Source organism: Bradyrhizobium sp. SZCCHNRI1029 (assembly GCF_032487555.1).
Taxonomy (GTDB): domain Bacteria; phylum Pseudomonadota; class Alphaproteobacteria; order Rhizobiales; family Xanthobacteraceae; genus Bradyrhizobium.
Genome location: NZ_JAUEUK010000008.1, coordinates 232,205 through 255,046 on the forward strand (window position 1 = coordinate 232,205; position 22,842 = coordinate 255,046).

The 22,842-nt window shown below is 66.7% G+C and carries 19 protein-coding genes; 9 read left to right on the forward strand and 10 right to left on the reverse strand.

What is annotated here, in order from left to right; genetic code table 11:
- Positions 1–128: 128 nt before the first annotated feature.
- Both QW861_RS23230 and QW861_RS23235 read right to left on the reverse strand, forming a co-directional pair.
- The gene (locus QW861_RS23230) at positions 129–3,008 is read right to left on the reverse strand and encodes an EAL domain-containing protein (protein ID WP_315713890.1); all 2,880 of its coding nucleotides are present in this window, start codon (positions 3,006–3,008) and stop codon (positions 129–131) included.
- Between the two features lie 169 nt (positions 3,009–3,177).
- Positions 3,178–4,176 carry an NAD(P)H-quinone oxidoreductase gene (locus QW861_RS23235; RefSeq protein WP_316193520.1) on the reverse strand — a complete coding sequence of 333 codons (999 nt, stop codon included), beginning with the start codon at positions 4,174–4,176 and terminating at the stop codon, positions 3,178–3,180.
- Positions 4,177–4,263: 87 nt separating this feature from the next.
- Between QW861_RS23235 and QW861_RS23240 the strand changes: the two genes are divergently transcribed.
- Together QW861_RS23240 and QW861_RS23245 are read left to right on the forward strand one after the other, a co-directional pair.
- On the forward strand, positions 4,264–4,455 hold the full coding sequence (locus QW861_RS23240) for a DUF1192 domain-containing protein (protein WP_315713892.1): 192 nt from the start codon (positions 4,264–4,266) through the stop codon (positions 4,453–4,455).
- 614 nt (positions 4,456–5,069) lie between these two features.
- Positions 5,070–5,582 carry a DUF1465 family protein gene (locus tag QW861_RS23245; protein WP_315713893.1) on the forward strand — a complete coding sequence of 171 codons (513 nt, stop codon included), beginning with the start codon at positions 5,070–5,072 and terminating at the stop codon, positions 5,580–5,582.
- 158 nt (positions 5,583–5,740) lie between these two features.
- Here QW861_RS23245 and rpmE read toward each other — a convergent pair whose 3' ends face one another.
- Positions 5,741–5,968 (reverse strand): 50S ribosomal protein L31, encoded by a 228-nt coding sequence (rpmE, locus tag QW861_RS23250; RefSeq protein WP_012046762.1) that lies wholly within the window; start codon positions 5,966–5,968, stop codon positions 5,741–5,743.
- A gap of 223 nt (positions 5,969–6,191) precedes the next feature.
- Here rpmE and QW861_RS23255 point away from each other — a divergent pair, with 223 nt between their 5' ends.
- Together QW861_RS23255 and QW861_RS23260 are read left to right on the forward strand one after the other, a co-directional pair.
- Positions 6,192–8,048: an ABC transporter ATP-binding protein/permease gene (locus QW861_RS23255; protein WP_316193521.1), complete on the forward strand. Its 1,857-nt coding sequence runs from the start codon at positions 6,192–6,194 to the stop codon at positions 8,046–8,048.
- A 147-nt stretch (positions 8,049–8,195) separates the two neighbouring features.
- On the forward strand, positions 8,196–8,396 hold the full coding sequence (locus QW861_RS23260) for a hypothetical protein (RefSeq protein ID WP_006614616.1): 201 nt from the start codon (positions 8,196–8,198) through the stop codon (positions 8,394–8,396).
- 227 nt (positions 8,397–8,623) lie between these two features.
- Here the strand turns inward: QW861_RS23260 and QW861_RS23265 are convergent, their stop codons facing one another.
- From QW861_RS23265 to QW861_RS23275, 3 genes are read right to left on the reverse strand one after another with little or no spacing between them, the layout of a single operon-like run.
- Positions 8,624–9,106 (reverse strand): GNAT family N-acetyltransferase, encoded by a 483-nt coding sequence (locus QW861_RS23265; protein ID WP_315713895.1) that lies wholly within the window; start codon positions 9,104–9,106, stop codon positions 8,624–8,626.
- A complete protein-coding gene (locus QW861_RS23270) occupies positions 9,103–10,131 on the reverse strand; it encodes a peptidoglycan -binding protein (RefSeq protein ID WP_315734445.1) in 1,029 nt (342 codons plus the stop codon). Before QW861_RS23270 ends, QW861_RS23265 begins: the two co-directional genes overlap by 4 nt.
- A gap of 42 nt (positions 10,132–10,173) precedes the next feature.
- On the reverse strand, positions 10,174–11,163 hold the full coding sequence (locus tag QW861_RS23275) for a flagellar motor protein MotA (RefSeq protein WP_315826018.1): 990 nt from the start codon (positions 11,161–11,163) through the stop codon (positions 10,174–10,176).
- Positions 11,164–11,343: 180 nt separating this feature from the next.
- On the opposite strand from QW861_RS23275, the gene QW861_RS23280 reads away from it, so the two are divergent.
- The 5 genes from QW861_RS23280 (at position 11,344) to QW861_RS23300 (ending at position 18,619) form a co-directional block, all read left to right on the forward strand.
- A complete protein-coding gene (locus QW861_RS23280; RefSeq protein WP_315826019.1) occupies positions 11,344–12,156 on the forward strand; it encodes a DUF1295 domain-containing protein in 813 nt (270 codons plus the stop codon).
- A gap of 12 nt (positions 12,157–12,168) precedes the next feature.
- Positions 12,169–13,197: a cyclopropane-fatty-acyl-phospholipid synthase family protein gene (locus tag QW861_RS23285; protein ID WP_316169476.1), complete on the forward strand. Its 1,029-nt coding sequence runs from the start codon at positions 12,169–12,171 to the stop codon at positions 13,195–13,197.
- Between the two features lie 282 nt (positions 13,198–13,479).
- A complete protein-coding gene (locus QW861_RS23290) occupies positions 13,480–14,676 on the forward strand; it encodes an efflux RND transporter periplasmic adaptor subunit (RefSeq protein WP_315713900.1) in 1,197 nt (398 codons plus the stop codon).
- A gap of 6 nt (positions 14,677–14,682) precedes the next feature.
- Positions 14,683–17,838, forward strand: coding sequence for a multidrug efflux RND transporter permease subunit (locus QW861_RS23295; protein ID WP_316193522.1), 3,156 nt, complete (start codon positions 14,683–14,685; stop codon positions 17,836–17,838).
- Between the two features lie 184 nt (positions 17,839–18,022).
- Positions 18,023–18,619, forward strand: coding sequence for a hypothetical protein (locus tag QW861_RS23300; protein WP_316188049.1), 597 nt, complete (start codon positions 18,023–18,025; stop codon positions 18,617–18,619).
- A gap of 268 nt (positions 18,620–18,887) precedes the next feature.
- On the opposite strand, the gene QW861_RS23305 is transcribed toward QW861_RS23300, so the two are convergent.
- From QW861_RS23305 to QW861_RS23320, 4 genes are all read right to left on the reverse strand, one after another.
- On the reverse strand, positions 18,888–19,679 hold the full coding sequence (locus QW861_RS23305; RefSeq protein ID WP_315713903.1) for an inositol monophosphatase family protein: 792 nt from the start codon (positions 19,677–19,679) through the stop codon (positions 18,888–18,890).
- 129 nt (positions 19,680–19,808) lie between these two features.
- A complete protein-coding gene (locus QW861_RS23310) occupies positions 19,809–20,891 on the reverse strand; it encodes a tetratricopeptide repeat protein (protein WP_316193523.1) in 1,083 nt (360 codons plus the stop codon).
- Positions 20,892–20,901: 10 nt separating this feature from the next.
- Positions 20,902–21,579, reverse strand: a complete 678-nt coding sequence (locus QW861_RS23315) for a thiamine phosphate synthase (protein ID WP_316169472.1) — start codon at positions 21,577–21,579, stop codon at positions 20,902–20,904.
- Positions 21,579–22,601 carry a class I fructose-bisphosphate aldolase gene (locus QW861_RS23320; protein WP_315713906.1) on the reverse strand — a complete coding sequence of 341 codons (1,023 nt, stop codon included), beginning with the start codon at positions 22,599–22,601 and terminating at the stop codon, positions 21,579–21,581. The genes QW861_RS23315 and QW861_RS23320 overlap by 1 nt, the downstream gene beginning before the upstream one ends.
- Positions 22,602–22,842: the final 241 nt, after the last annotated feature.

The following is a 22,842-nucleotide window of genomic DNA, read 5'->3' on the forward strand; positions in this document are numbered from 1 at the left end:
CCCCGCAAGCACGCATCGGTCATCACTCACACGGCACCCTTTACGCGGTACCGCGGTAACTCTACCTCAAACGAAGCAAAATGAAAGATGCATCCTGAGGCTGTTGCCATCCGGGATGCATTGCAGCCTCAGCTCGCCGCTTCCAGCCGCTCTTCCGTGAGAAGCCGCATCGCGGCGTCGGCGTCCATCGGCTCGCCGAAGGCGTAGCCCTGGGCGTATTCGCAGCCGAGCTGATAGAGCTCGACGGCATCGGAGTCGGTCTCCGCGCCTTCCGCCACCACGTCCATGCCGAGGTCGTGCGCCAGCGCAATGATCGATTTGAGGATGACGGGACGGGTGCCGCGCGCGGTGGTGCGCACGAACGACTGGTCGATCTTCAAGGTGTCGAACGGGAAGCGCTGCAGATAGGCCAGCGAGGAATGGCCGGTGCCGAAATCGTCGATCGAGAGGCCGACGCCGAGCTCGCGGATGCGCGCCAGCATCTGCGCGGCGTGCTCGGGGTTTTCCATCACCAGCGACTCCGTCAGCTCGATCTTGAGCGAGCCGCGCGCCACCGAAGAGCGCGCCAGCACCGAGCGGATGTCGTGGATCAGGTCGTGGCGCAGGAGCTGGCGGGAGGAGACGTTGACGCTGGCGAAGATCGGCTCGCGCAGCCGTGTCGCGCGCTGCCACACCGAGAGCTGCCGCGCCGTCTGGTCGAGCACGAAGGTGCCGAGATCGACGATCAGGCCGATCTCTTCCGCGATGGTGATGAACTCGATCGGCGACATCCGGCCGAGCTTCGGATGGTCCCAGCGTGCCAACGCCTCGAAGCCGGCGATCGAGCGATCCTCCAGCCGCACGATCGGCTGGTACAGGATGGTGATCTCCTGGCGCTCGATCGAGCGGCGCAGCTCGCTCTCCAGGGTCAGGCGGTCGTTCTTGCGCGCGCGCATCGCCGGCTTGTAGACGTCGATGCGGTCGCCGCCGATGCGCTTGGAATGATACATCGCAAGCTCGGCATCCTTGATGATGTCCTCCGACAGCTGCGTCTGCGGGTCGGACAAAGCGAGGCCGATCGAGGCGGTCAGGAAGATCTCGCGCTCGTTGAAGGCGATCGGCGCGCGGATGGTCTTGCGGATGGTCTCGGCGAAGGCGGTGATGCGGGCGGGGTCCTGCTCGGACAGCAGGATCAGGCCGAACTGATCGCCGGCCAGCCGCGCCAGCGTGTCCTGGGGCTTGAGGATGCGCGACAGCCGCCGCGCCAGGGTCAGCAGAATGGAATCGCCGACCGCGATGCCGACGGAGTCGTTGACCTGCTTGAAGCGGTCGAGATCGATCACCATCAGGGTCGGCCGCATGGCCGGCATCGACTTGGCGAAATTGGCGACCGCGGCAAGACGGTCGATGAACAGCTTGCGGTTGGGCAGGCCGGTCAGATTGTCGTGCACGCTGTCGTGGAGCAGGCGCTCCTCGGCATTCTTGAACTCGGTCACGTCCGTCAAGGTGCCGACCACGCGCGAGACCTCGCCGTCGGAGCCGACCACGGGGCGCGCCTTCAGCGCGAACCACATGAAATGGCCATCGGGCGTGCGCAGCCGGAAGTCCTGCACCAGGCGGCCGCGGCGCTGGTCGAGGACACTGTCGAGCGCGGCGCGGAAGCGGTCCTGATCGAGCGGATGCAGCACCTCGAGCCATTTCGCGGCCGGACCTTCGAGCGTGCCGCGCTTGAGGCCGAGCAGGCTCTCGGTCTCCGGGCTGGTGAACACCTTGTCGGCGGAGACGTCCCAGTCCCAGATCAGGTCGCCGGAGCCGGCGAGCGCCAGTGCGCGGCGCTCGACGTCGGAGACGATGCCGGTGGTGGCGCCGCCGCCGGCGAAGGCGTGCTGCATCACGGTGAAGCCGATCAGCATCACGATCAGCACGAGGCCGCCGAGCAGCGCCGGGCCGACGATGTCGTTGGTGACCTGGCCCGCGACCGTCATGCCGGCGGCGGCGACCCACACCGTGAGCAGGAACCAGGTCGGGATCAGCAGCACCGCGCGGTCGAAGCCGTGGCTGGAGAGATAGACGATCAGCGCAAAGCCCAGCACGGCGATCAAGAGCAACGACATGCGCGCGATGCCCGAGGCCACCGCCGGGTCGAACAGCGCCACCGCGACCAGCGAGCCCAGGAAGAACAGCCAGCCCAGCGTGATGTGCGAGTAGCGAACGTGCCAGCGCGACAAATTGAGATAGGCGAACAGGAACACCAGCAGGGTCGCGGCGAGGATCGCCTCGCCCGCCGCGCGCCAGACGCGCTCGGCATTGTTCGACATGTCCAGGACCTTGCCCCAGAAGCCGAAATCGACGCCGATATAGACCAGCACCGCCCAGGCCAGCGCCGCGGCCGCCGGAAACATGATACTGCCCTTGACCACGAACAGGATCGTGAGAACGAGGGCGAGAAGACCGGAGATGCCGATCACGATGCCCTGGTACAGCGTGAACGAGTTGACCTTGTCCTTGTAGGCCTCGGGCTCCCACAGATAGAGCTGCGGCAGCTTGTCCGTGCGCAGCTCGGCCACGAAGGTGACGACCGAGCCCGGATCGAGGGTGACGCGGAAGACGTCGGCGGTCGGACTCTCCTGCCGCTCCGGCAGGTCGCCGACCGAGGGCGTGATGGTGGCGATGCGCGACAGGCCGAGATCGGGCCACAACACGCCGGAGCCGACCACGCGGTAGTGCGGTGCCACGATCAGGCGGTCGAGCTGGTCGTCGGTGTTGTTGGCCAGTGCGAACACGATCCAGTTCTGGCCGCCCTCGCGCGCCCGCACCTCGATGCGGCGGACGATGCCGTCGGTGCCGGGCGCGGTCGAGACCTGGATGCGGTCGTTCTCACTGCGCTGATGATCGAGGATGCCCGTGAGGTCGATCGCAGGCGCGTCGCTGCGAACGCTGACGGCGTCAACGGCCTGAGCGGGGGCAGCGGCACCACACATCACGAGGCCCAGCGCCGCCAACGACGCAAGGCACCTGATCAGACGCAATGTCAAATCTCCGCGTTCGACACCAATCCAAAGCGAAACAAGCCAAATCGAAAGAGGTCGTCGCCGGGCTAATTGGAGCCGTTCCAGGCACGGTTCAGCTGTGCGCGATCATTGGCACGAAAGCGAGGAGAATCAAAGAGTTTCCAAACACGCTGTGTTTAGACTGCGCCTAGATTTCCAACACAATTTTGCCAATATGTTGGCTCGTCTCCATGCGTGCATGCGCTTTGGCTGCATCTGCGAGGGGAAAGGTCGAGTCCATCAATGGCTTGATGCGGCCCTCGCGCAGGAACGGCATCACCTTGGCCTCGATCGCCGCCACCATCGCCGCCTTGTCGGCGTTGCTGCGCGGGCGCAGCGTGGATCCGGTATGGGTCAGGCGCTTCACCATCAGCTTGACGAAATTGACTGACGCCTTGGGGCTGGCGAGGAAGGCGATCTGGACGATGCGGCCATCGGTGGCCGCGGCGTCGTAGTTGCGCTCGATGTAGTCGCCGCCGACCATGTCGAGGATGACGTTGGCGCCCTTGCCGCCGGTCGCTTCCTTGACCACGGCGACGAAGTCCTCCGTCTTGTAGTTGATGGCGCGGTCGGCGCCGAGCTTCACGCAGGCGTCGGCCTTGTCCTGCGAGCCGACGGTGACCAGCACCTTGGCGCCGAATGCCTTGCCGAGCTGGATCGCCATGGTGCCGATGCCGGAGGAGCCGCCATGCACCAGCAGGGTCTCGCCCGCCTTCAGGCCGCCGCGCTCGAACACGTTGTGCCAGACCGTCATCAGGGTCTCGGGCAGGGCGCCGGCTTCCAGGAGGGACAGCGCCGGCGGCACCGCCATCGCCTGCGCGTCTTGTGCGATGCAATATTGCGCATAGCCGCCGCCGGCGACCAGGGACATCACGGTGTCGCCGAGCTTGTGCCGGACGGCGCCCTCGCCGAGCGCCACGACCTCCCCGGCCACTTCCAGCCCCGGCAGGTCGCTGGCGCCGGGCGGCGGCGGATAGCTGCCGGAGCGCTGGGCGACGTCGGGACGGTTAACGCCGGCGGCCTTCACCTTGATCAGGATCTCGCCGGGGCCGGGCTTGGGCACGGGCCGGGTTTCCGGCTTGAGCACCTCGGGTCCGCCCGGCTGGCTGATGGCGACCACGGTCATTTGCGCGGGCAGCTGTTCCATGAGAAATCCTTCGGCGAGGGCTGAAAGCGGGTGCTGCCGCGTGCTTAAGCCAGCCGGGGCATGGCTGGCAACCGGGAGGAGGGTGAGATGGCGAACGAGGACGACGATCGGCCGCGCAAGGCCGTTTCGCACGAGATCGGGCAGGATCTGTCGATGCTGTCGGTCGAGGAGCTGACCAGCCGGGTGGCGCTGCTCCGCGCCGAGATCGAGCGCATCGAGCAGGCGGTGGCGAAAAAGCGCGCCTCGCGTGATGCCGCCGCCAGCATCTTCAAGTCGTGAACCTCGCGGCCGTAGAAACGCGGTCGGCCAGTGGCCGACATGGCTAACGAAGATTGAAAAATTTTCGCCATTTACGGTTGATTAAGCTTTCGCGTTTACAACCGGAACCGTCCTCGTTTGGACACCGAGTGGCTCCTGTCCACTCTGTTTGACGCCTCCCTGTTATCAACTTCAAAGCCGCCGGAAACGGCGGCTCTTTTTTTGCGCCCGCGCCGAGCCGGGCGAACCGGGCGGTCGCCCGTGGCGCGCTCCCCCATGCGCAGGCGGCGATCGTGGAACGAACGTCGTGCCGGCTCATTGCGCCCGTGCCGGTCTTCGGTCGCCAGCAGGTCAGGCGCGAAAATCCTGTGCGCCGCGGCAGGCGTGACGATCCTCGTTTCGACGACTGCAAACTATTGCCGTGATCATGGTTGCTAGTTGAGCTGATCGTGCGACTCGGCCGCGATCGGCCGTGTTGCAGTCGCAAATGGTACGAGGGCACGGCATGGCCCACGCCGTGGAAACCATAAAAGGCGTTGCTGCTGGACTCTCGAAACCGGCCGCGCAATGATTTGTTCATCATACCGGCGACGTTGCCGGGTTGCGTAAACAGTCGCGTTTAAGAGGCGTTAACCATGTCGGACCGTTTGCTGGGCGATGGCGCTCTGGTTCAGTTCAACGAGCGGCTCACCAATTCTGCTGCATTCGGCGCGCTGTTCCGGGAAGGCATGGATCTGGTCGAGGAGACCGCCGCCTATCTCGATGGCGACGGCCGCAACGAGGCCAAGGCGCTCGACCGCGCCGTCAGCCTGACCTACGCGACCGAGAGCATGCGTCTCACCACCCGCCTGATGCAACTGGCGTCCTGGCTGCTCCTGCACCGCGCGGTGAAGGAGGGCGAGATGACCCTGAGCCAGGCCAACCGCGAGAAGACCAAGGTCAAGCTCACCGCCGCAGATCCCGGGCCGGATGATCTGCTGGAGAAGCTGCCGCAGCAGCTGCAGAGCCTGATCTCGCGCTCGATGAGCCTGCAGGTGCGGGTCCGCCGGCTCGACTCGACCATTCATTCCCCGCCGCCGGACCAGAGCGCGATCGGCAATCCGCTGGTGCCGCATCTCAACCGGCTGAAGGCCGCGTTCGAGCAGTAGGCTCCGGCATCGGGCGGCCCCCGCCGGGGCCGCTCCCCTAGCCGAAGTCTCGTTGCGACCAGCTCAGAAACAAAAACGCCCCCGTTTCCGGGGGCGTTTTGCTGTGAGCTCTCGATCAGGCGCAGGCCAGGAAGGCCGGTGCCGAGGGCAAGAAGGCATCAATCCTTCTTGAGGAAGCCCTGGAACTTCTTCTGGAAGCGCGAGACACGGCCGCCGCGATCCATGATCTGCTGGGTGCCACCGGTCCAGGCCGGGTGCGACTTGGGGTCGATGTCGAGGTTGAGCTTGTCGCCCTCTTTGCCCCAGGTCGAGCGGGTCTGGTACTCGGTGCCATCGGTCATCACGACCGTAATCGTATGATAATTCGGGTGAATGTCGGCTTTCATGGCTGATCCTACGGCACGATGCGAAGACATGATGCGACGCGGCCGCGCCTGATCCTGTCGTCACTGAAGGGGGACAATTGGCGCGCTCTATAGCCCAAGGTTCTGCCCAAAACAAGCCAAGGTCGCGGATGAACACCTTGGTACGTTTCCGGATTTGCCAAGCCCGGCCCGGCGGGCCTATCAGGACGGCAGATCGGTATTTGGAAGAATTCTCAGGTGGCCCATGAGCGCAGTGGAACGGCTTGACGAGCGGCAGGGCGCTGCCCCAGGGCAGGATCCGGTTGGAGATGCCGTTGCGGCCGTCGAGGCATTGGCCGAGCCGGCAAGCCCTGTGCGGCGCTCGAAGCTGCGCCCGCTGCTGGCGCTGTCTCCCTATGTCCTGCGCTATCGCGGCCGCGCCCTGCTGGCGCTGATCGCGCTCACGGTCGCGGCCCTGACCACGCTTCTGGTGCCGATCGCGGTCCGCCGCATGATCGATTTCGGCTTCACGCCGAAAGGCATCGAGCTGATCAACAGCTATTTCAGCGTCATGATCGCCGTCGTGGCGGTGCTCGCGCTGGCAAGCGCGGCCCGCTACTACCTCGTCATGACGATCGGCGAGCGCATCGTCGCCGATCTCCGGCGCGACGTGTTCGCGCATCTGATGTCGCTGTCGCCGTCGTTCTTCGATTCCGCGCGCTCCGGCGAGCTGGTGTCGCGGCTCACCGCCGACACCACCCAGATCAAATCGGCGGCGGGCGCCTCCGTTTCCATCGCGCTGCGCAATCTGCTGCTGTTCATCGGCGCCACCGCGATGATGGTGATCACGAGCCCGAAGCTGTCCGGCTTCGTGCTGCTGGCGATCCCGCTGATCGTGCTGCCGCTGGTGGCGTTCGGGCGCTGGGTCCGGCGGCTGTCGCGCAACGCCCAGGACACGCTCGCCGACGCCTCGGCCTATGCGTCCGAGCTGATCGGCTCGATCAGGACGGTGCAGGCCTATACCAGCGAGAGGCTCGCGGCGGCGCGTTTCGGCGGCGAGGTCGAGCAGGCCTACGAGGCGGCGCGGGTCTCGACCCAGGCGCGCGGCGTGCTCACCGCGATCATCATCTTCATCGTGTTCTCCAGCGTCGTCGCGATCCTCTGGGTCGGCTCCCACGACGTGCTGACCGGTGCGATCAGCGCCGGCCGGCTCGGTCAGTTCGTGCTCTACGCGGCCTTCGCCGCCGCCGGGCTCGGCCAGCTCTCGGAGGTCTGGGGCGAAGTGTCGGCGGCGTCCGGCGCCGCCGAGCGGCTGTTCGAGCTGTTGTACGTGCAGCCGGAAATCACGGCGCCGGCGCAGCCGCGCCCGATGCCGGAGCCGGCGCGTGGCGACCTCGGCTTCGAGCGGGTCAGCTTCGCCTATCCGGGTCGCCCCGATGTCCGCGTCCTCGATGACGTCTCGTTTGCGATCCGCGCCGGTGAGAAGGTCGCGATCGTCGGCCCCTCCGGCGCCGGCAAGAGCACGCTGTTCCATCTTCTGCTGCGCTTCTACGATCCCGCCTCCGGCTCGATCTCGTTCGACGGTGTGCCGGTGCGCGCGGCCGACCCGCGCAGGATGCGCGAGCGCATCGCGCTGGTGCCGCAGGAATCCGTGGTGTTCGCCGCCAGTGCGCGCGAGAACATCCGCTTCGGCCGGCCGGAGGCGACCGACGCCGAGGTCGAGCGCGCCGCCGATCTCGCTCATGCCAGCGAATTCATCCGCCGCTTGCCGGACGGCTTCGACACCTCGCTCGGCGAGCGCGGCGTCACGCTCTCGGGCGGCCAGCGCCAGCGCATCGCCATCGCGCGCGCCATCCTGCGCGATGCGCCGCTGCTGCTGCTCGACGAGGCGACCTCGGCGCTCGACGCCGAGAGCGAGACGCTGGTGCAGACCGCGCTCGAGGGGCTGATGAAGGACCGTACCACCCTGGTGATCGCGCATCGCCTCGCGACGGTGCTGTCCTGCGACCGCATCCTGGTCATGGATCGCGGCCGCATCGTCGAGCAGGGCACCCACACGTCGCTGGTTGCGGCCAACGGCCTCTATGCGCGGCTGGCTCGGCTGCAGTTCGAGGGCGTGTAGTTCCTGCAACACCGTGGACGGCCGGCAACACCCTCGGAATTCTCGTTCCCGACCCTGCAACCTTTCTCCCGCCTTGTACGTTCCCTGCCGGAACAGATGGCGCGCCGCTCGTAGCAGGCGTGCCGGGTCCCAACAGGAGCAACGGACATGCCTTATCGTCGTGGCAGTTTTGCCCTCACGCCGCCCTCGTTCGTCATCTTCGCAATTGCGCTGGTGCTCGCCCTCGTCGCGATGCTCGCGCACTACATGCACGCCTCGGTGCCGCTGCTGTCGGCCGCCCACGCCTTCGACGCGCTGGCGATCGCGTTCGTGGTGCTGACGATCGGTGTGCTGTTTCGCGGCGTTTGAGGACAATACGAAACGGGTCGAGCAGAGAAGTCGTTAGCTCCCTGCGCCAGCAATTGTGTGAATAGAAATCGCGGCGCGCTCGGTGCACCTCGCCCCGCGTGCGGGGAGAGGTCGGATTGCATCGTCAGATGCAATCCGGGTGAGGGGGGCTCTCCGCACGGTCGGTGCGCGTGGCTGCCCCTCACCCCAACACTCTCCCCGTAAGAACGGGGAGAGGGAGCGCAGCGTTATTGCGGCACCATCTCGGATTCAACAGATTGTGTTGGCATCCACACCATCCGCAGCACGGGACGGCCCGAGGTCGGGTTGACGTCCTCGCCGGCTTCAATGAAGCCGTTGCGCTTGTAGAAGCGGATCGCGCGCGCGTTGTCTTTGTTCACAAGCAGCGTGATGCCGTGAGGTGATCGCTCCTTCGCTGCATCGACCAACTGAGTAGCGAGCGGCGAGCCCCAATGCTCGGGCGAGACGACCAGCTGGTCGAGATAGCCCGTCGCATCGATCGTGACGAACCCGGCGAGCACGCCCTCCGCCTCGGCCACGATCACATCGGCCTTCGGCACCAGCTCGCTGCGCCAGCGTTCGCGCCACCACGGCACCCGCGCAGCGAAGTCGATCGCGGGATAGGCGAGCTGCCAGGTCTCCTGCCACAGCGCGATTGCCGCGTCCTCGTCGTCGGCGCGATAGGGGCGCAGGGTGGAGCTCGACGTCACCGCTCCGTCAGCTTCAGCTCGATACGCCGGTTGCGGCGGAAGGCGTCCTCTGTGTTCGCGGGGTCGAGCGGCTGGAATTCGGCGAAGCCCGCCGCGACCAGGCGCTGCGCAGGGACGCCGAGCGAGATCAGATACTGCACCACCGAGATGGCGCGCGCCGAGGACAACTCCCAGTTCGACTTGAACACCGGGCTGTTGATCGGACGAACGTCGGTGTGGCCGTCGACCCGCAGCACCCAGGAGATCTCAGCGGGGATCTGCTTGTCGAGATCGACCAGCGCCGTCGCCACCGAGTTCAGCTCCTGCTGGCCCTCGGGCAGCAGGGTGGCTTGCCCCGTGTCGAAGAAAACCTCGGACTGGAACACGAAGCGGTCGCCGACGACGCGAATGTCGGGACGGTTGCCGAGGATGGCGCGCAGCCGGCCGAAGAACTCCGAGCGGTACCGGGTCAGCTCCTGGACCCGCTGTGCCAGCGCGACGTTGAGGCGCGAGCCGAGATCGGCGATGCGGCTCTGCGATTCCTTGTCGCGCTTCTCCGAGGCATCCAGCGCATCCTCGAGCGCGGCGAGCTGGCGGCGCAGTGCGCTGATCTGCTGGTTGAGCACCTCGATCTGGGCCAGCGCCCGCGCCGTGACCTGCTTCTCGGAATCGAGTGCCCGGTTGAGTTCGTTGGCGCGGCCGGCGGCATTGCTGCCGGCATTGGCGAGCCCGTCATAGAGGCCCTTGACGCGGTCGCGCTCAGCTTCGGCGCTTGCGAGCCCGGCGCGCAGTTGCGCAACCTGGTCGTCGAGCGAGAGCTTGCCGAGCTTCTCCAGGGACAGCATCTCGTTGAGCTGCGCGATCTTGGCGTTGAGCTGCTCCAGCGCCTTGTCCTTGCCGGTGACCTCCTGCGACAGGAAGAACTGCACCACCAGGAACACGGTCAGCAGGAACACGATCGACAGCACCAGCGTCGACAGCGCATCGACGAAGCCCGGCCAGTAGTTGAGGCCGGAATCTCCACGGCGGGTACGGGCAAGCGCCATTCAGCGTCTCCTAGTTCGTCTTCGGCCGGCCGGTCGAGCAGCTCAACTCTTCTCGGTCTGCCGCGCCAGCCGCTCCAGCAGCCGCTTGATCTCGCGGTTCTGCTCGCCCTGGCCGTCGGCCCATTCGCGGATCATCTGCTGCTCGGTGCGCATGTGCCCGACCAGGCCCTGGATCGCCTCGGCGAGGTTGGCCATCGCCGCGGTGGCGCCGCGGTTGGAGCCGTCCTCCATCGCGGTGCGCAGCCGCTCGATGGCAACCGAGAGGTCGGCACCGGTGTCGCCGCTGCCGCCATATTCCCGCACGGTGCCGGCGAGCCAGTCCTCCAGATCAGTATAGAAGCGGTTCTGCGCCTGGCTCGATTGCAGGTCGAGGAAACCGAGGATCAGCGAGCCGGCGAGGCCGAACAGCGAGGACGAGAACGAGATGCCCATGCCGCCCAGCGGCGCGGCAAGGCCGCCCTTCAGCGTATCGAACAGCGCGCCGGCGTCGCCACCGACCTTGAGCCCCTCGATCACCTTGCCGACCGAGCCGACCGTTTCGATCAGGCCCCAGAACGTGCCGAGCAGGCCCAGGAACACCAGGAGGCCGGTCATGTAGCGCGAGATGTCGCGGGCCTCGTCGAGCCGGGTGGCGATCGAGTCGAGCAGGTGGCGCATGGTCTGCTGCGAGATCGACATTCGCCCCGAGCGCTCGCGGCCGAGGATCGCGGCCATCGGCGCCAGCAGGACCGGGTGGCGAGGCACCGCCAGGCCGGGATCGGCGATGCGGAAATTGTTGACCCAGGACACTTCCGGATAGAGCCGGACCACCTGGCGGAACGCCAGGATGACGCCGATCAACAGTACCGCCCCGATCAGCGCGTTCAGGCCGGGATTGGCGAAGAACGCCAGGATGATCTGCTTGTACAGCACGACACCGACCAGGGCGCACAGCACCAGGAAGACCAGCATCCGCACCAGGAAGATCCGGGGCGTGGACAGCTTGGTCGGTTCGAGATCCATCGCGGAGCGGGAAGGGGAGCCTTGAGGCATTGTCGATGACATCCGTTGCGGGGACCGGTCCCTGAAATCCACTATGGCACAGCAGCGGCGGGAAAAAAGCCGCGATCAGCGCAATCCCGTCCCTGCGCGGAACTATGGCTGAAACCGGCGGGCATCCGCGGCGTAGTTAGTCCCGTGGCTCATATCTAACGGGAACGCCCTGGCTTTGTCATGACCGTCGTTGAATATCTGCAGGCGCTGCTGGCGATGGCCGTGGCGATGTCGGTGCTGATGGGGCTCGCCTGGGTCGTGCAGCAGCGCACCGGCAACTCCGGCTGGGTCGACACGATCTGGACATTTTCCGTCGGGCTGGTCGGCGCCGCCGGCGCGATCTGGCCCGCCGGCGGCGCCGCCCCCAACGCGCGGCAGTGGCTGGTCGCGGTGCTGGTGGCGGTCTGGTCGCTGCGGCTCGGCGGCCATGTCGCAGCGCGCAGCCGCGGCATCTCCGACGATCCGCGCTACGCGGAGTTTGCCCGGCAATGGGGTGCGGCCGCACCGCGAAAGATGTTCCTGTTCCTGCAGCAGCAGGCCTGGGGCTCGATCCCGCTGGTGTTCGCGATGTTCGTCGCCGCCCATGCGCCGGCCGCCGAGCTTCGGCTGCAGGACTATCTCGGCATCCTCGTGCTGTTCGCAGGCATCGCCGGCGAGGGCGTCGCCGACGCTCAGCTCAAGGCGTTTCGCGCCGATCCCGCCAACAAGGGCAAGGTGTGCGACGTCGGCCTGTGGCGCTGGTCGCGCCATCCCAACTATTTCTTCGAGTGGGTGTGCTGGCTGTCCTATCCGGTCATCGCGCTGTCGTTCGACCATCCGTGGGGCCTCGCCAGCCTGCTCGCGCCATTGTTCATGTACTGGATCCTGGTCCACGTCACGGGCATCCCGCCGCTGGAACAGCAGATGCTGCGCTCGCGCGGCGATCGTTACCGGGCCTATCAGGCGCGCACCAGCGCATTCTTTCCCCTGCCGCCAAATCCTTTTACGAAGTAACGGAGCCACCGCATGAGCTTCATCTCGACCATCATCGGCGCCGCCGAGCGCGTGCCGCTGCCCGATGCCGTCATCCGCTCCGCGATCTCCGAATTGTGCGCGCGCACGGCGGCGCGGCTCGGCGGGGCCGATGCGATGGGTGACGCGGAGTTCGCCCGCCTGCTGACGACGCGGCCGATCGCCGAGCATACCGACGCGGCGAACAGCCAGCACTATGAGGTGCCGGCGGCGTTCTTCGCCCGCGTGCTCGGGCCGAACCGCAAATACTCCTGCTGCTTCTACAAGGAGCCGGTCTCGACCCTGCGGGAGGCGGAGGAGGAGGCGCTGCGCCAGACCGTCGCCAATGCCGATCTCCAGGATGGCCAGACCATTCTGGAGCTCGGCTGCGGCTGGGGCTCGCTGTCGCTGTTCATGGCCCGGCAGTTCCCGCGTGCGAAGATCACGGCGGTCTCCAACTCGCACTCGCAGCGCCGCGCGATCGAGGAGATGGCGGCCGCGCGCGGCCTGCTCAACCTGCGGGTCGTCACCGCCGACATGAACGGGTTCGCTCCCGACGCGCGCTTTGATCGCATCGTCTCGGTCGAGATGTTCGAGCACATGATGAACTGGCGCGAGCTGCTGTCGCGGGTCCAGTCATGGCTCCTGCCGGACGGCCGCCTGTTCATGCACATCTTCACCCACCGCACCGGATCCTACCTGTTCGACCGCAACGATCGCGAGGACTGGATCGCGCAGCACTTCTTCACCGGCGGCATCATGCCGAGCCACGGCCTGATCCGGCAGTACGCGGATCTGTTCGCGGTCGAGAAGGAATGGCGCTGGAGCGGCACGCATTATCAGCGCACGGCACGGGACTGGCTCGCCAATTTCGATGCCGATTACAACCGCATCCTGCAGGTGCTGCAGCCGGTCTATGGCGACGACACGGCGCTGTGGATGCGCCGCTGGCGCTGGTTCTTCCTCGCCACCGCGGGTCTGTTCGGGCACGACGAAGGCCGTGAATGGGGCGTCAGTCACTACCGCCTGCGGCCGGCGAACTAATTTGTTCGCTGCGGCGGGATGCCGCAGTGCTGGAGGGGGATTCGCGTTTCGCTCCGCGGAACCTGCTGGGAACCTGCTGCCACAAAGCACTCACAATTGGGTGAGTCCCGAAAAAGCTTGATCTATCAGTTATGTAGTTCGTGTGACATCAAGCCGCCCGGGTTTCGCGTTGCGTCGCAGCAGCTCTTTTCTATGTTGCAGCAAGGCGAGCGCCAGAATGGCGCCATGACTGGGCCGTCCGGTCGACTGGTTTTCATCATCATCGAGGGGGCTCCTCCACGCATGTCACGTTTTCGCGCGTCGCTGGTCAGCAGTGCATTGATGCTCGCGGCCGCCGCGCCGCTGCTGGCCGGCTGTAACGACCCCATCCAGGCTCAGGCCTCCGCCAATGAGCAGATCGTCATTCCGGACGTCGGCATCGTGACCGTCGAGCAGAAGGCGCGAGCGATCGTGCGCGAGCTGCCCGGCCGCATCGCGCCGACCCGCGTCTCCGACGTCCGTCCGCGCGTCTCGGGCATCATCGTCGAGCGGCTGTTCCGCCAGGGCAGCGAGGTCAAGGCGGGCGATCCGCTCTATCGCATCGATCCGAAGCCGTTCGAGGTGGAGATCCTGTCGAGCCGGGCGGCGCTGGCCAAGGCCGAGGCGGTGCATGAGCGCGCGGTGCAGCAGGCCCACCGCATCAGCCTGCTGTTCAAGGAGCGCGCAGCCCCGGCGGTCGAGAACGAAAAGGCGATCTCGACCGAGCGCGAGGCAGCGGCCGACATCGAGGCCCGCAAGGCCGATCTTGCGCGTGCCCAGCTCAATCTCGACTATGCGACCGTGCGCGCGCCGATCGACGGCATCGTCGGCGCGGCCCAGGTCAGCGAGGGCGCCATCGCGGTCCAGAACGAGACCTCGCTGGTCACGATCCAGCAGCTCGATCCGATCTATGCCGACTTCACCCAGTCGGTGAGCGAGCTCAACCGCCTGCGCCGGGCGTTCGAGTCCGGCGACCTCGACCAGATCGCGCCCGACGCGATCAAGGTCCGTCTCGTGCTCGACGACGGCACGCCGTATTCGATTCCGGGCAAGCTCCTGTTCTCCGACGCCAAGGTCGATGCCGCCACCGGTCAGGTCACCTTGCGCGGCGAGTTCGCCAATCCGAAGCGCGAGCTCCTGCCGGGCATGTATGTCCGCGTCCGCATCGAGCAGGGCATCGACAGCGACTCCGTCGGCGTGCCGCAGCAGGCGGTGCAGCGCAACGCGGCCGGCGGGTCCGAGGTCTACGTCATCCGCGACGACAACCGCGCGATCGCCAGGCCGGTGCGCACCGGCCCGACCCAGGATGGCCTGGTGCTGATCACCGACGGTCTGCGCGCCGGCGACAAGGTCGTGGTGGACGGCTTCCAGAAGTTCGCCGCCGGCGACAGGGTCGCGCCGCAGGTCTGGACCGAGGTCAGCGCCGCGACGCAGCTCGAATCGAAGTCGGCGACGCGGTAAGTCGCCATGCCGAGCTTCTTCATCGACAGGCCGATCTTCGCCTGGGTGGTCGCGCTGTTCATCTGCCTGATCGGCGCGATCGCGATTCCGCTGCTGGCGGTGGCGCAATATCCGATCATCGCGCCGCCCTCGATCTCGATCTCGACCAGCTACCCCGGCGCGTCGCCGGAGAATCTCTACAACAGCGTGACGCGGCTGATCGAGGAGGAGCTCAACGGCGCCTCCGGCATTCTCAACTTCGAATCCACCAGCGATTCGCTCGGCCAGGTCGAGATCACGGCGAACTTCGTGCCGGGCACGTCGACCAATGACGCCTCGGTCGAGGTGCAGAACCGCCTCAAGCGTGTCGAGGCGCGGCTGCCGCGCGCCGTCATCCAGCAGGGCATCCTGGTCGAGGAAGCCTCCGCCGCCGTGCTGCAGATCATCACGCTGCAGTCGACCGACGGCAGCCTCGACGAGGTCGGCCTCGGCGACTTCATGATCCGCAACGTGCTCGGCGAAGTCAGGCGCATTCCCGGCGTCGGCCGCGCCACGCTGTATTCGACCGAGCGCTCGCTGCGCGTCTGGCTCGATCCCGCCAAGCTGATCGGCTACGGCCTCACTGCCGACGACGTCACCAAGGCGATCGGCGCGCAGAACGCGCAGGTCGCCTCGGGCAGCATCGGCGCCGAGCCCGCGACGACCTCGCAGCGCACCTCGGCTCTGGTGCTGGTCAAGGGCCAGCTCGATTCGCCCGACGAGTTCGGATCGATCATCCTGCGCGCCAATCCCGATGGCTCGACGGTGCGGCTGCGCGATGTCGCGCGCGTCGAAATCGGCGGCCTCAGCTATCAGTTCAACACCCGCCTCAACGGCAGGCCGACCGCGGGTCTCTCGGTGCTGCTGTCGCCGACCGGCAATGCGCTGGCGACCGCGAGCGCGGTCGAGGCCAAGATGAAGGAGCTGTCGCGCTTCTTCCCCTCCAACATCAGCTATGAGATTCCCTACGACATCACGCCGGTGGTGAAGGCGTCGATCAAGCGGGTGCTGATGACCCTGGTCGAAGCCGTGGTGCTGGTGTTCGTGGTGATGTTCCTGTTCCTGCAGAACATCCGTTATACCATCATCCCGACCATCGTCGTCCCCGTGGCGCTGCTCGGCACCTGCGCGACGCTGATGCTGGTCGGCTACTCCATCAACATGCTGACGATGTTCGGCATGGTGCTCGCGGTCGGCATCCTCGTCGACGACGCCATCGTCGTGGTCGAGAACGTCGAGCGCATCATGACCGAGGAGGGGCTGTCGCCGAAGGAGGCGACGCGCAAGGCGATGGGCCAGATCACCGGCGCCATCATCGGCATCACGCTGGTGCTGATGGCGGTGTTCGTGCCGATGGCGTTCTTCCCCGGCTCGGTCGGCATCATCTACCGCCAGTTCTCGGTCACCATGGTGGCGGCGATCGGCTTCTCGGCGCTGCTGGCGCTGTCGCTGACCCCGGCGTTGTGCGCGACGCTGCTGAAGCCGGTCACGGCCGGCCACGGCCACGCGAAGAAGGGCGTGTTCGGCTGGTTCAACCGCTTCATGGACAACAGCCGCAACCGCTACACCGGCGTGGTCGGCGGCGCGCTGAAGCGCACCGGACGGCTGATGCTGATCTATGCGATCTTCCTGGTCGGGCTGACCTTCGCCTTCATTCAGTTGCCCGGCGGCTTCCTGCCGGTCGACGACCAGGGCTTCATCACCACCGACGTCCAGACGCCGGCGGACTCGTCCTACGCGCGGACGCAGGCCGCGGTGGAGGCGGTCGAGAAGTATCTCGCCAAGCGCGAAGGGATCGAGGACGTCACCTTCCTGACCGGCTTCAGCTATGCCGGCCAGGGCGTCAACACCGCGCAGGCCTTCATTTCGCTGAAGGACTGGTCGGAGCGCGGCAAGCGTGACAGTGCCGCGGCGCTGGTCGCCGACATCAATCGCGATCTCGCCGGCTTGCGCGACGCCAAGATCACGGCGCTGCAGCCGCCGCCGATCGACAATCTCGGCAACTCCTCGGGCTTCAGCTTCCGCCTGCAGGACCGCGGCCAGAAGGGCTATGCTGCGCTGACCGCTGCCGCCGACCAGCTGATCGCGGAAGCCAATGCGAGCCCGGTGCTGCAGAAGGTCTATGTCGAGGGTCTGCCGCCGGGACCCCAGGTCAATCTGATGATCGACCGCGAGAAGGCCGGCGCCTTCGGCGTCACCTTCGAGGACATCAACACCACGATCTCGACCAATCTCGGCTCTACTTACGTGAACGACTTCCCGAACCGCGGCCGCATGCAACGCGTCGTGGTGCAGGCCGACCGCATCAGCCGCATGAACGCGGACGACATCCTCAACTACAGCGTCAAGAACGCCAAGGGGCAGCTGGTGCCGTTCTCGTCGTTCGCGACCATCCAATGGGCCAAGGGACCGAGCCAGATCGCCGGCTTCAACTACTATCCGGCGATCCGCATCTCCGGCGAGGCCAAGCCGGGCTACACCTCGGGCGATGCGCTCAAGGAAATGGAGCGGCTCGCCGGCAAGCTGCCGCGTGGCTTCGGCTATGAATGGACCGGACAGTCGCTGCAGGAGAAGCTGTCGGGCTCGCAGGCGCCGCTGCTGCTCGGTCTCTCGGCGCTGGTCGTGTTCCTGTGTCTCGCTGCGCTCTACGAGAGCTGGACGATCCCGCTCGCGGTGCTCTTGACCGTGCCGCTCGGCATCCTCGGCGCCGTCGTCGCCGCCAATCTGCGCGGCCTGTCCAACGACGTGTACTTCACGGTGGCGCTGATCACCATCATCGGTCTCGCCGCCAAGGACGCGATCCTGATCATCGAGTTCGCCAAGGATCTGCGCGCCCACGGCAAGCCGCTGGTCGCGGCGACGATCGAGGCCTGCTCCTTGCGCTTCCGCCCGATCATCATGACCGGTCTCGCCTTCGTCTGCGGCGTGCTGCCGATGTCGATGGCGACGGGCGCCGGCGGTGCCAGCCAGCAGGCGCTCGGCACCAACGTGATGGGCGGCATGATCGCGGTGGTGATCCTGGCGCTGTTGATGGTCCCCGTGTTCTTCGTCTCGGTCCAGCGCGTGCTCGCGGGGGATCGGGAGAAGACGGAGCCGGTGGCGGAGCTTGAGGCTTATGGGCCGCCGGCGCCGGTGAAGCCGTGAGTGAGGTTGAATAGGCCTTTTCGGAGGATTGTGCCGCGGTCTTGCCTCGCAGGCGATCCGCTCCCCTCTCCGCAAGGGGGAGGGGAGCACACCGCTCGTGCCGGGAGAACGGAACTCCACCGACGCCGGCTGGAGTTCGCCGCTCTCCGCGTGTATGCTCCCACAGCATGTAAACGGTCACGGCATGTCGATGGTCTCTCGCAAATCTGTCTTCGCAATCGCGCTTGCTGGTCTCTCCTTCGTCAGCCACGCGGCTCACGCCCAATCAGGTCCCGTCAAATACTGGCTGCCGGGCTGGCCGGTCGGCTTCAGCGATGCCGGCAGCCTCGACTCCTACGGCAACTTTCCGAGCTTCACGACGAACGGCAGCGACAGCGGCTTCTTCGCGCGGCGCTACAGCGTGACGAACAATTGGGCGGCGCTTTCGGGAGTCGGCCTGAGTTCGAACATCGTCAATCGCTATGGGGCGCTCGGCTCGTACACCACCGAGGGCGCGCAGTACGGCTACACGTTCAAGAGCGGGGTCAGCCTCTACGGCGGCTTCGACACGCTGAAATACAATCCCGGCCTGGGCGGCCCGTTCGCAACATTCGACGGACGCTCGACGTCTACGCCGGCCTACGCGATCAATGGCGGCGTCGAGTTCAAGCCGACGTCCAATGTCAGCCTGTCGCTCGGCTTCAGCTATGCCGGCCAGTCGTCCGATCGCATCGACAGCGACATCAATTCCCCGGCATTGCCCGGCGCGACGCCGCAGGCGTTCACCAGCGGGCGCAGATAGCGTTCAGGCTGTAGATAGCTTTCCGGCGGTAGAGCTCGGCCGCCAACTCCATCCTCGGCGTCGTCCCGGACAAGCGCGCGTATGCGCGCGCAGATCCGGGACCCATACCCCCAGGGAGATGTTTGAGGCGCGCAGGTCGCCCCATCTCGCTCCATCAGAACAGCCGGTGGTTATGGGTCCCGGCTCAAGGCCGGGACGACACCGTATGTGACGCGAGCGGTGTGGCATTCTATAAGAAGGCGAACGGCGTGGCCGCGCAGAATCAAAACTACGCCGCCGCCTTCAGCACCTTCACGAGCTCGCGGTGAATGACCTCGTTGCCGCACACGACGTGCCCAGTCGCCAGCGCGTCCTCCTTGCCGTCGATGCCCGATACGGTGCCGCCGGCCTCGCGCACCATGATCAGGCCGGCCGCGATGTCCCAGGGCTGCAGGTCGCGTTCCCAATAGGCGTCGAAGCGACCGGCGGCGACGAAGGCGAGGTCGAGCGAGGCGGCGCCGAAGCGGCGGAGCCCTGCGACCTTGACCTGCAGCGAGGTCATCTCGCGCAGGAACAGCTGGTGGTCGCCGCGGCCGATATGCGGCAGGCCGCAGGCGATGACGCATTCATGGAGCTGGCGCCGTGCGGCGACGCGCAGCCGCTGGTCGTTGAGGAACGCGCCCTTGCCGCGCTCGGCGATGTAGAGCTCGTCATTGGCGGGGTTGTAGATCACGCCGGCGATCACGGTGTCCTCGCGCTGGAGCGCGATCGAGATCGCGAATTGCGGGATGCCGTGCAGGAAGTTGGTGGTGCCGTCGAGCGGATCGACGATCCAGGTGTGCGACTTGTCGCTGCCTTCCCGCTTGCCGCCTTCCTCGCCGAGAAAGCCGTAGCCGGGCCGGGCCTTGGAGAGATCCTCGTACAGCATCTCCTCGGCCTTCTTGTCGGCGCGCGAGACGAAGTTCGCCGGTCCCTTCAGCGACACCTGCAGATGCTCGATCTCGCCGAGATCGCGCTTGAGGTTGCGGCCGGCGCGGCGCGCGGCCTTGACCATGACATTGATGAGGGCGGAATGGATCATGAGCTCGATGCGCTGGGCTGACCGCACCTCGCGGTGCGCGCCTTCCCCGGAAGCGGACGAAGGCGGGTGAAATGGCTGGCTGTGGGTGCCCTGCCGGGGCCGCCGCGTCAAGGCCGGATCAGCGGCCGATCACTTGATGGTGCCCAGCCAGCGCTTGGCGGCCTGTTCGCCCTTGGCGCGGTCTTCGGGGGGCATGTCGGCGAATTTCTCGTCGAGCTTGGGGTCGCCCTTGCCGGCGGTCTTGGCCACCAGGTGCCATTTGTAGGCCTCGACCTTGTCCATCTGGGTGGCGATTCCATACAGCAGCACCCATGCCAGTCGGTTCTGGGCGACCGGGCTGTTCTGCCGCGCGGCCCTGCGCAGCAGCGCGATCGCCGCGGGCTGGTCCTTCGGCACGCCGGTGCCGTTGAATAGCGCGATCGCGTATTCGACCTCGGCGTCGACATTGTCGGCGATCGCCGCGGCCTGCAGCAGGCGAGCGGCCTTCTCGAGGTCTTTCGGCACGCCGGTTCCTTCCTTGTAGAAGGTCGCCAGCGCGTATTGCGCCTCGGCGTTGCCGGCATCCGCAGCAAGGCGCAGCAGCTCGGCCGAGCGTCTGAGGTCCTGCGGAAAGGTCTGGCCGTCGAGATAGAGCAGCGCGAGATTGTAGGCCGCCTTGGGCTCGCCGAGCTTGGCGGCGGAGGCCAGCAGCTTGACCGCCTCGAGCTTGTCGACAGGGCCGCCGCGCCCGGCCAGCCGCATCATCGCCAGCGCGAACATCGCTTCGCGGTCGCCGGCCTCGGCGGCGCGTTTGTACCAGATCGCCGCCTTGTCGTAGTCGCGGCGGATGCCCATGGCGTTTTCGTAGAGCTGGCCGAGCATCGCCATGGCCTTGGGATCGCCGGCCTGCGCCCGCGGCGTGGCGAGATCGAAGGCGGTCTTGTACTGGCCGCGCTGATAGGCGCCGTAGACCACGTCGACATTGGGATCATTGGCGGCGGGCTGTGGCGTCGCGGTCGGCGCCGGGGCGGCCGGCTTGGCCGGCGGGGCAGGAGCAGGCTTCTTCGCAGCGGACGGTGCCGGCGGCTTGGGCCTCTCCGCCGGCCTTTCGACCGGCTTGGGCTTTTCCGTCGGCGGCTGCTGAGCAGGCGGCGTCAACGAGATCTGCGCGGCCGCGCCCGTCGTCGCCATGGCGAGCGCAGCAACAAGACATGTCAAGCGCAGGATCGTCATCGGCAGCGGTTCAGCTCTGTCCCGGCGCGTCGGCCGGCACGGCCGTATGCGCGCTCCGGATCGCGGCGCTGATCTCGTCAAGAGCAGGGGCCGGACCGCGGGCGTCGTTCCAGACGAGGTCGTCGACCAGCACGAAATCGGCTCCCGCGGCGACGAAGTCCGCGGCTTCCTTGAGCGAAATCGCATAGCCCACGCAGGGCGGCTCGAACAGCTCGGCCCACCAGGCCAGGCGCTCATTGACGGCATCCGGCGAGGGCCGCCGTCCCTGCGCGTCGCGCTCGCCGAACAGCACATAGTCGGCGCCGAGCTCACCGGCGCGCATCGAATCATGGCGTGTCGACAGGCCGCCGCAGCCGGCGATGCGGTCCGGCTTCAGGCCGGGCAGCGCCTCCTCCAGCGCGGCGACGCCGGTCAGATGCGCGCCATCGGCGCCGGCGCGGGCCACGATGTCGGGATGGCCGTCGATCAGCAGCGCCGCACCGGCGCCCTGGATCGCCGGCGCCAGCGTCTTGACCGTCGTGATCATGCTGCGGGGATCGCTCTCCTTCAGCCGCACCAGCACCGCCGCCACATCGGCGCTGGCGAGGATCGCCGGCAGGCCGGCGGCCAGCGCCGCCGCGTCGGTTACGACCGGCGTTGCCAGATACAGGCGCGGCGCGGGCCGCGCGGATGTCGTCTTGCCGGACACTAGGCGGCCTCTTTCTCGAGCGCGGCGGTCCACTGGCCGCGGCTGGCAAGCGCGTTCATGCGAGCGCGGTGGGTGAAGGCCCGCTGGCCGACGGGGATGTTCGCCGCCTTGCCGGCCCATGCCTGTTGCGGCGCGGCCTGCAAGGCACGGCCATAGGAGAAGGTCAGCCTCCAGGGCAGCGGACCGAGCCGGTTCATCGCGTCGAGATGCGCGGTCGCGCTCTCGTCGGATTGTCCGCCGGACAGGAAGGCGATGCCGGGCACCGCCGCAGGCACGCATTCCTTCAGCAGTTGGACGGTCCTTTCGGCGACCTCCTGCACCCCGGCCTGGTCCGGCGATTGCTTGCCCGGGACCGCCATGTTGGGCTTCAGGATCATGCCTTCCAACGCGACGCGCTGGATGCGCAATTCACGAAACACCTCGTTCAGGACGCGGCGCGTGACGTCGAAGCAGCGAGCGATGTCATGATCGCCGTCCATCAGCACCTCCGGTTCGACGATCGGCACGATGTTCGCGGCCTGGCACAGGGCGGCATAGCGGCCGAGCGCATGCGCGTTGACATGGATCGCTGTCATCGAAGGGATGTTGTCCTTGTCGATATCGATCACGGCCCGCCATTTGGCGAAGCGCGCACCCAGCGCGTAGTACGTCGCCAGCCGATCCGCAAGCCTGTCGAGCCCGGCCGTGACCCGCTCGCCGGGGCAGCCGGGCAGCGGTTGCGTTCCCTCGTCGACCTTGATGCCGGGAATGGCGCCGGCCGCTTCGATCAGCTTCACCAGCGGGGTGCCGTCGGCGGCGTTCTGCCGGATGGTTTCGTCATAGAGAATGACGCCGGAGATGAACGACATGCCTGCGCTGCGGAACAGCATCTCGCGATAGTCGCGGCGGTTCTGTTCGGTCGATTCGACCTTGATGGCATCGAAGCGCTTCTTGATCGTCCCGGTGGATTCATCGGCGGCGAGAATGCCCTTGCCCGGCGCGACCATGGCAAGGGCCGTGGTGTTCAGTGCGGAGAGGTTCATGCTTGGCTCCAGACGCACCTGCCCTGCCCATCAAAATAGACGGTTCTCGGGCGGTTGCCGAGCAAACATTGGCCGCAGGTGAGGCGGACTCTCGGAGAGGTGAAGGAAGGTTGCTGATGGGGCAACCTTGTCAACTCAGCGGCAGTCCCCTCCCCGCACGGGCAGGGCGATCGCATTTGACGAAATTCGGCAATCGCGGCACGAACTGCTGCCAACGAGTTATTCCCTCATGGCCGGGACA

Excerpts from the sequence above, each read along its gene's own strand:
- QW861_RS23235 (WP_316193520.1), bottom strand. The coding sequence starts at position 4,176 with ATGGAACAGCTGCCCGCGCAAATGACCGTGGTCGCCATCAGCCAGCCG.
- QW861_RS23240 (WP_315713892.1), top strand. The coding sequence starts at position 4,264 with ATGGCGAACGAGGACGACGATCGGCCGCGCAAGGCCGTTTCGCACGAG.
- QW861_RS23245 (WP_315713893.1), top strand. The coding sequence starts at position 5,070 with ATGTCGGACCGTTTGCTGGGCGATGGCGCTCTGGTTCAGTTCAACGAG.
- rpmE (WP_012046762.1), bottom strand. The coding sequence starts at position 5,968 with ATGAAAGCCGACATTCACCCGAATTATCATACGATTACGGTCGTGATG.
- QW861_RS23255 (WP_316193521.1), top strand. The coding sequence starts at position 6,192 with ATGAGCGCAGTGGAACGGCTTGACGAGCGGCAGGGCGCTGCCCCAGGG.
- QW861_RS23260 (WP_006614616.1), top strand. The coding sequence starts at position 8,196 with ATGCCTTATCGTCGTGGCAGTTTTGCCCTCACGCCGCCCTCGTTCGTC.
- QW861_RS23270 (WP_315734445.1), bottom strand. The coding sequence starts at position 10,131 with ATGGCGCTTGCCCGTACCCGCCGTGGAGATTCCGGCCTCAACTACTGG.
- QW861_RS23275 (WP_315826018.1), bottom strand. The coding sequence starts at position 11,163 with ATGCCTCAAGGCTCCCCTTCCCGCTCCGCGATGGATCTCGAACCGACC.
- QW861_RS23280 (WP_315826019.1), top strand. The coding sequence starts at position 11,344 with ATGACCGTCGTTGAATATCTGCAGGCGCTGCTGGCGATGGCCGTGGCG.
- QW861_RS23285 (WP_316169476.1), top strand. The coding sequence starts at position 12,169 with ATGAGCTTCATCTCGACCATCATCGGCGCCGCCGAGCGCGTGCCGCTG.
- QW861_RS23290 (WP_315713900.1), top strand. The coding sequence starts at position 13,480 with ATGTCACGTTTTCGCGCGTCGCTGGTCAGCAGTGCATTGATGCTCGCG.
- QW861_RS23295 (WP_316193522.1), top strand. The coding sequence starts at position 14,683 with ATGCCGAGCTTCTTCATCGACAGGCCGATCTTCGCCTGGGTGGTCGCG.
- QW861_RS23300 (WP_316188049.1), top strand. The coding sequence starts at position 18,023 with ATGTCGATGGTCTCTCGCAAATCTGTCTTCGCAATCGCGCTTGCTGGT.
- QW861_RS23305 (WP_315713903.1), bottom strand. The coding sequence starts at position 19,679 with ATGATCCATTCCGCCCTCATCAATGTCATGGTCAAGGCCGCGCGCCGC.
- QW861_RS23310 (WP_316193523.1), bottom strand. The coding sequence starts at position 20,891 with ATGACGATCCTGCGCTTGACATGTCTTGTTGCTGCGCTCGCCATGGCG.
- QW861_RS23320 (WP_315713906.1), bottom strand. The coding sequence starts at position 22,601 with ATGAACCTCTCCGCACTGAACACCACGGCCCTTGCCATGGTCGCGCCG.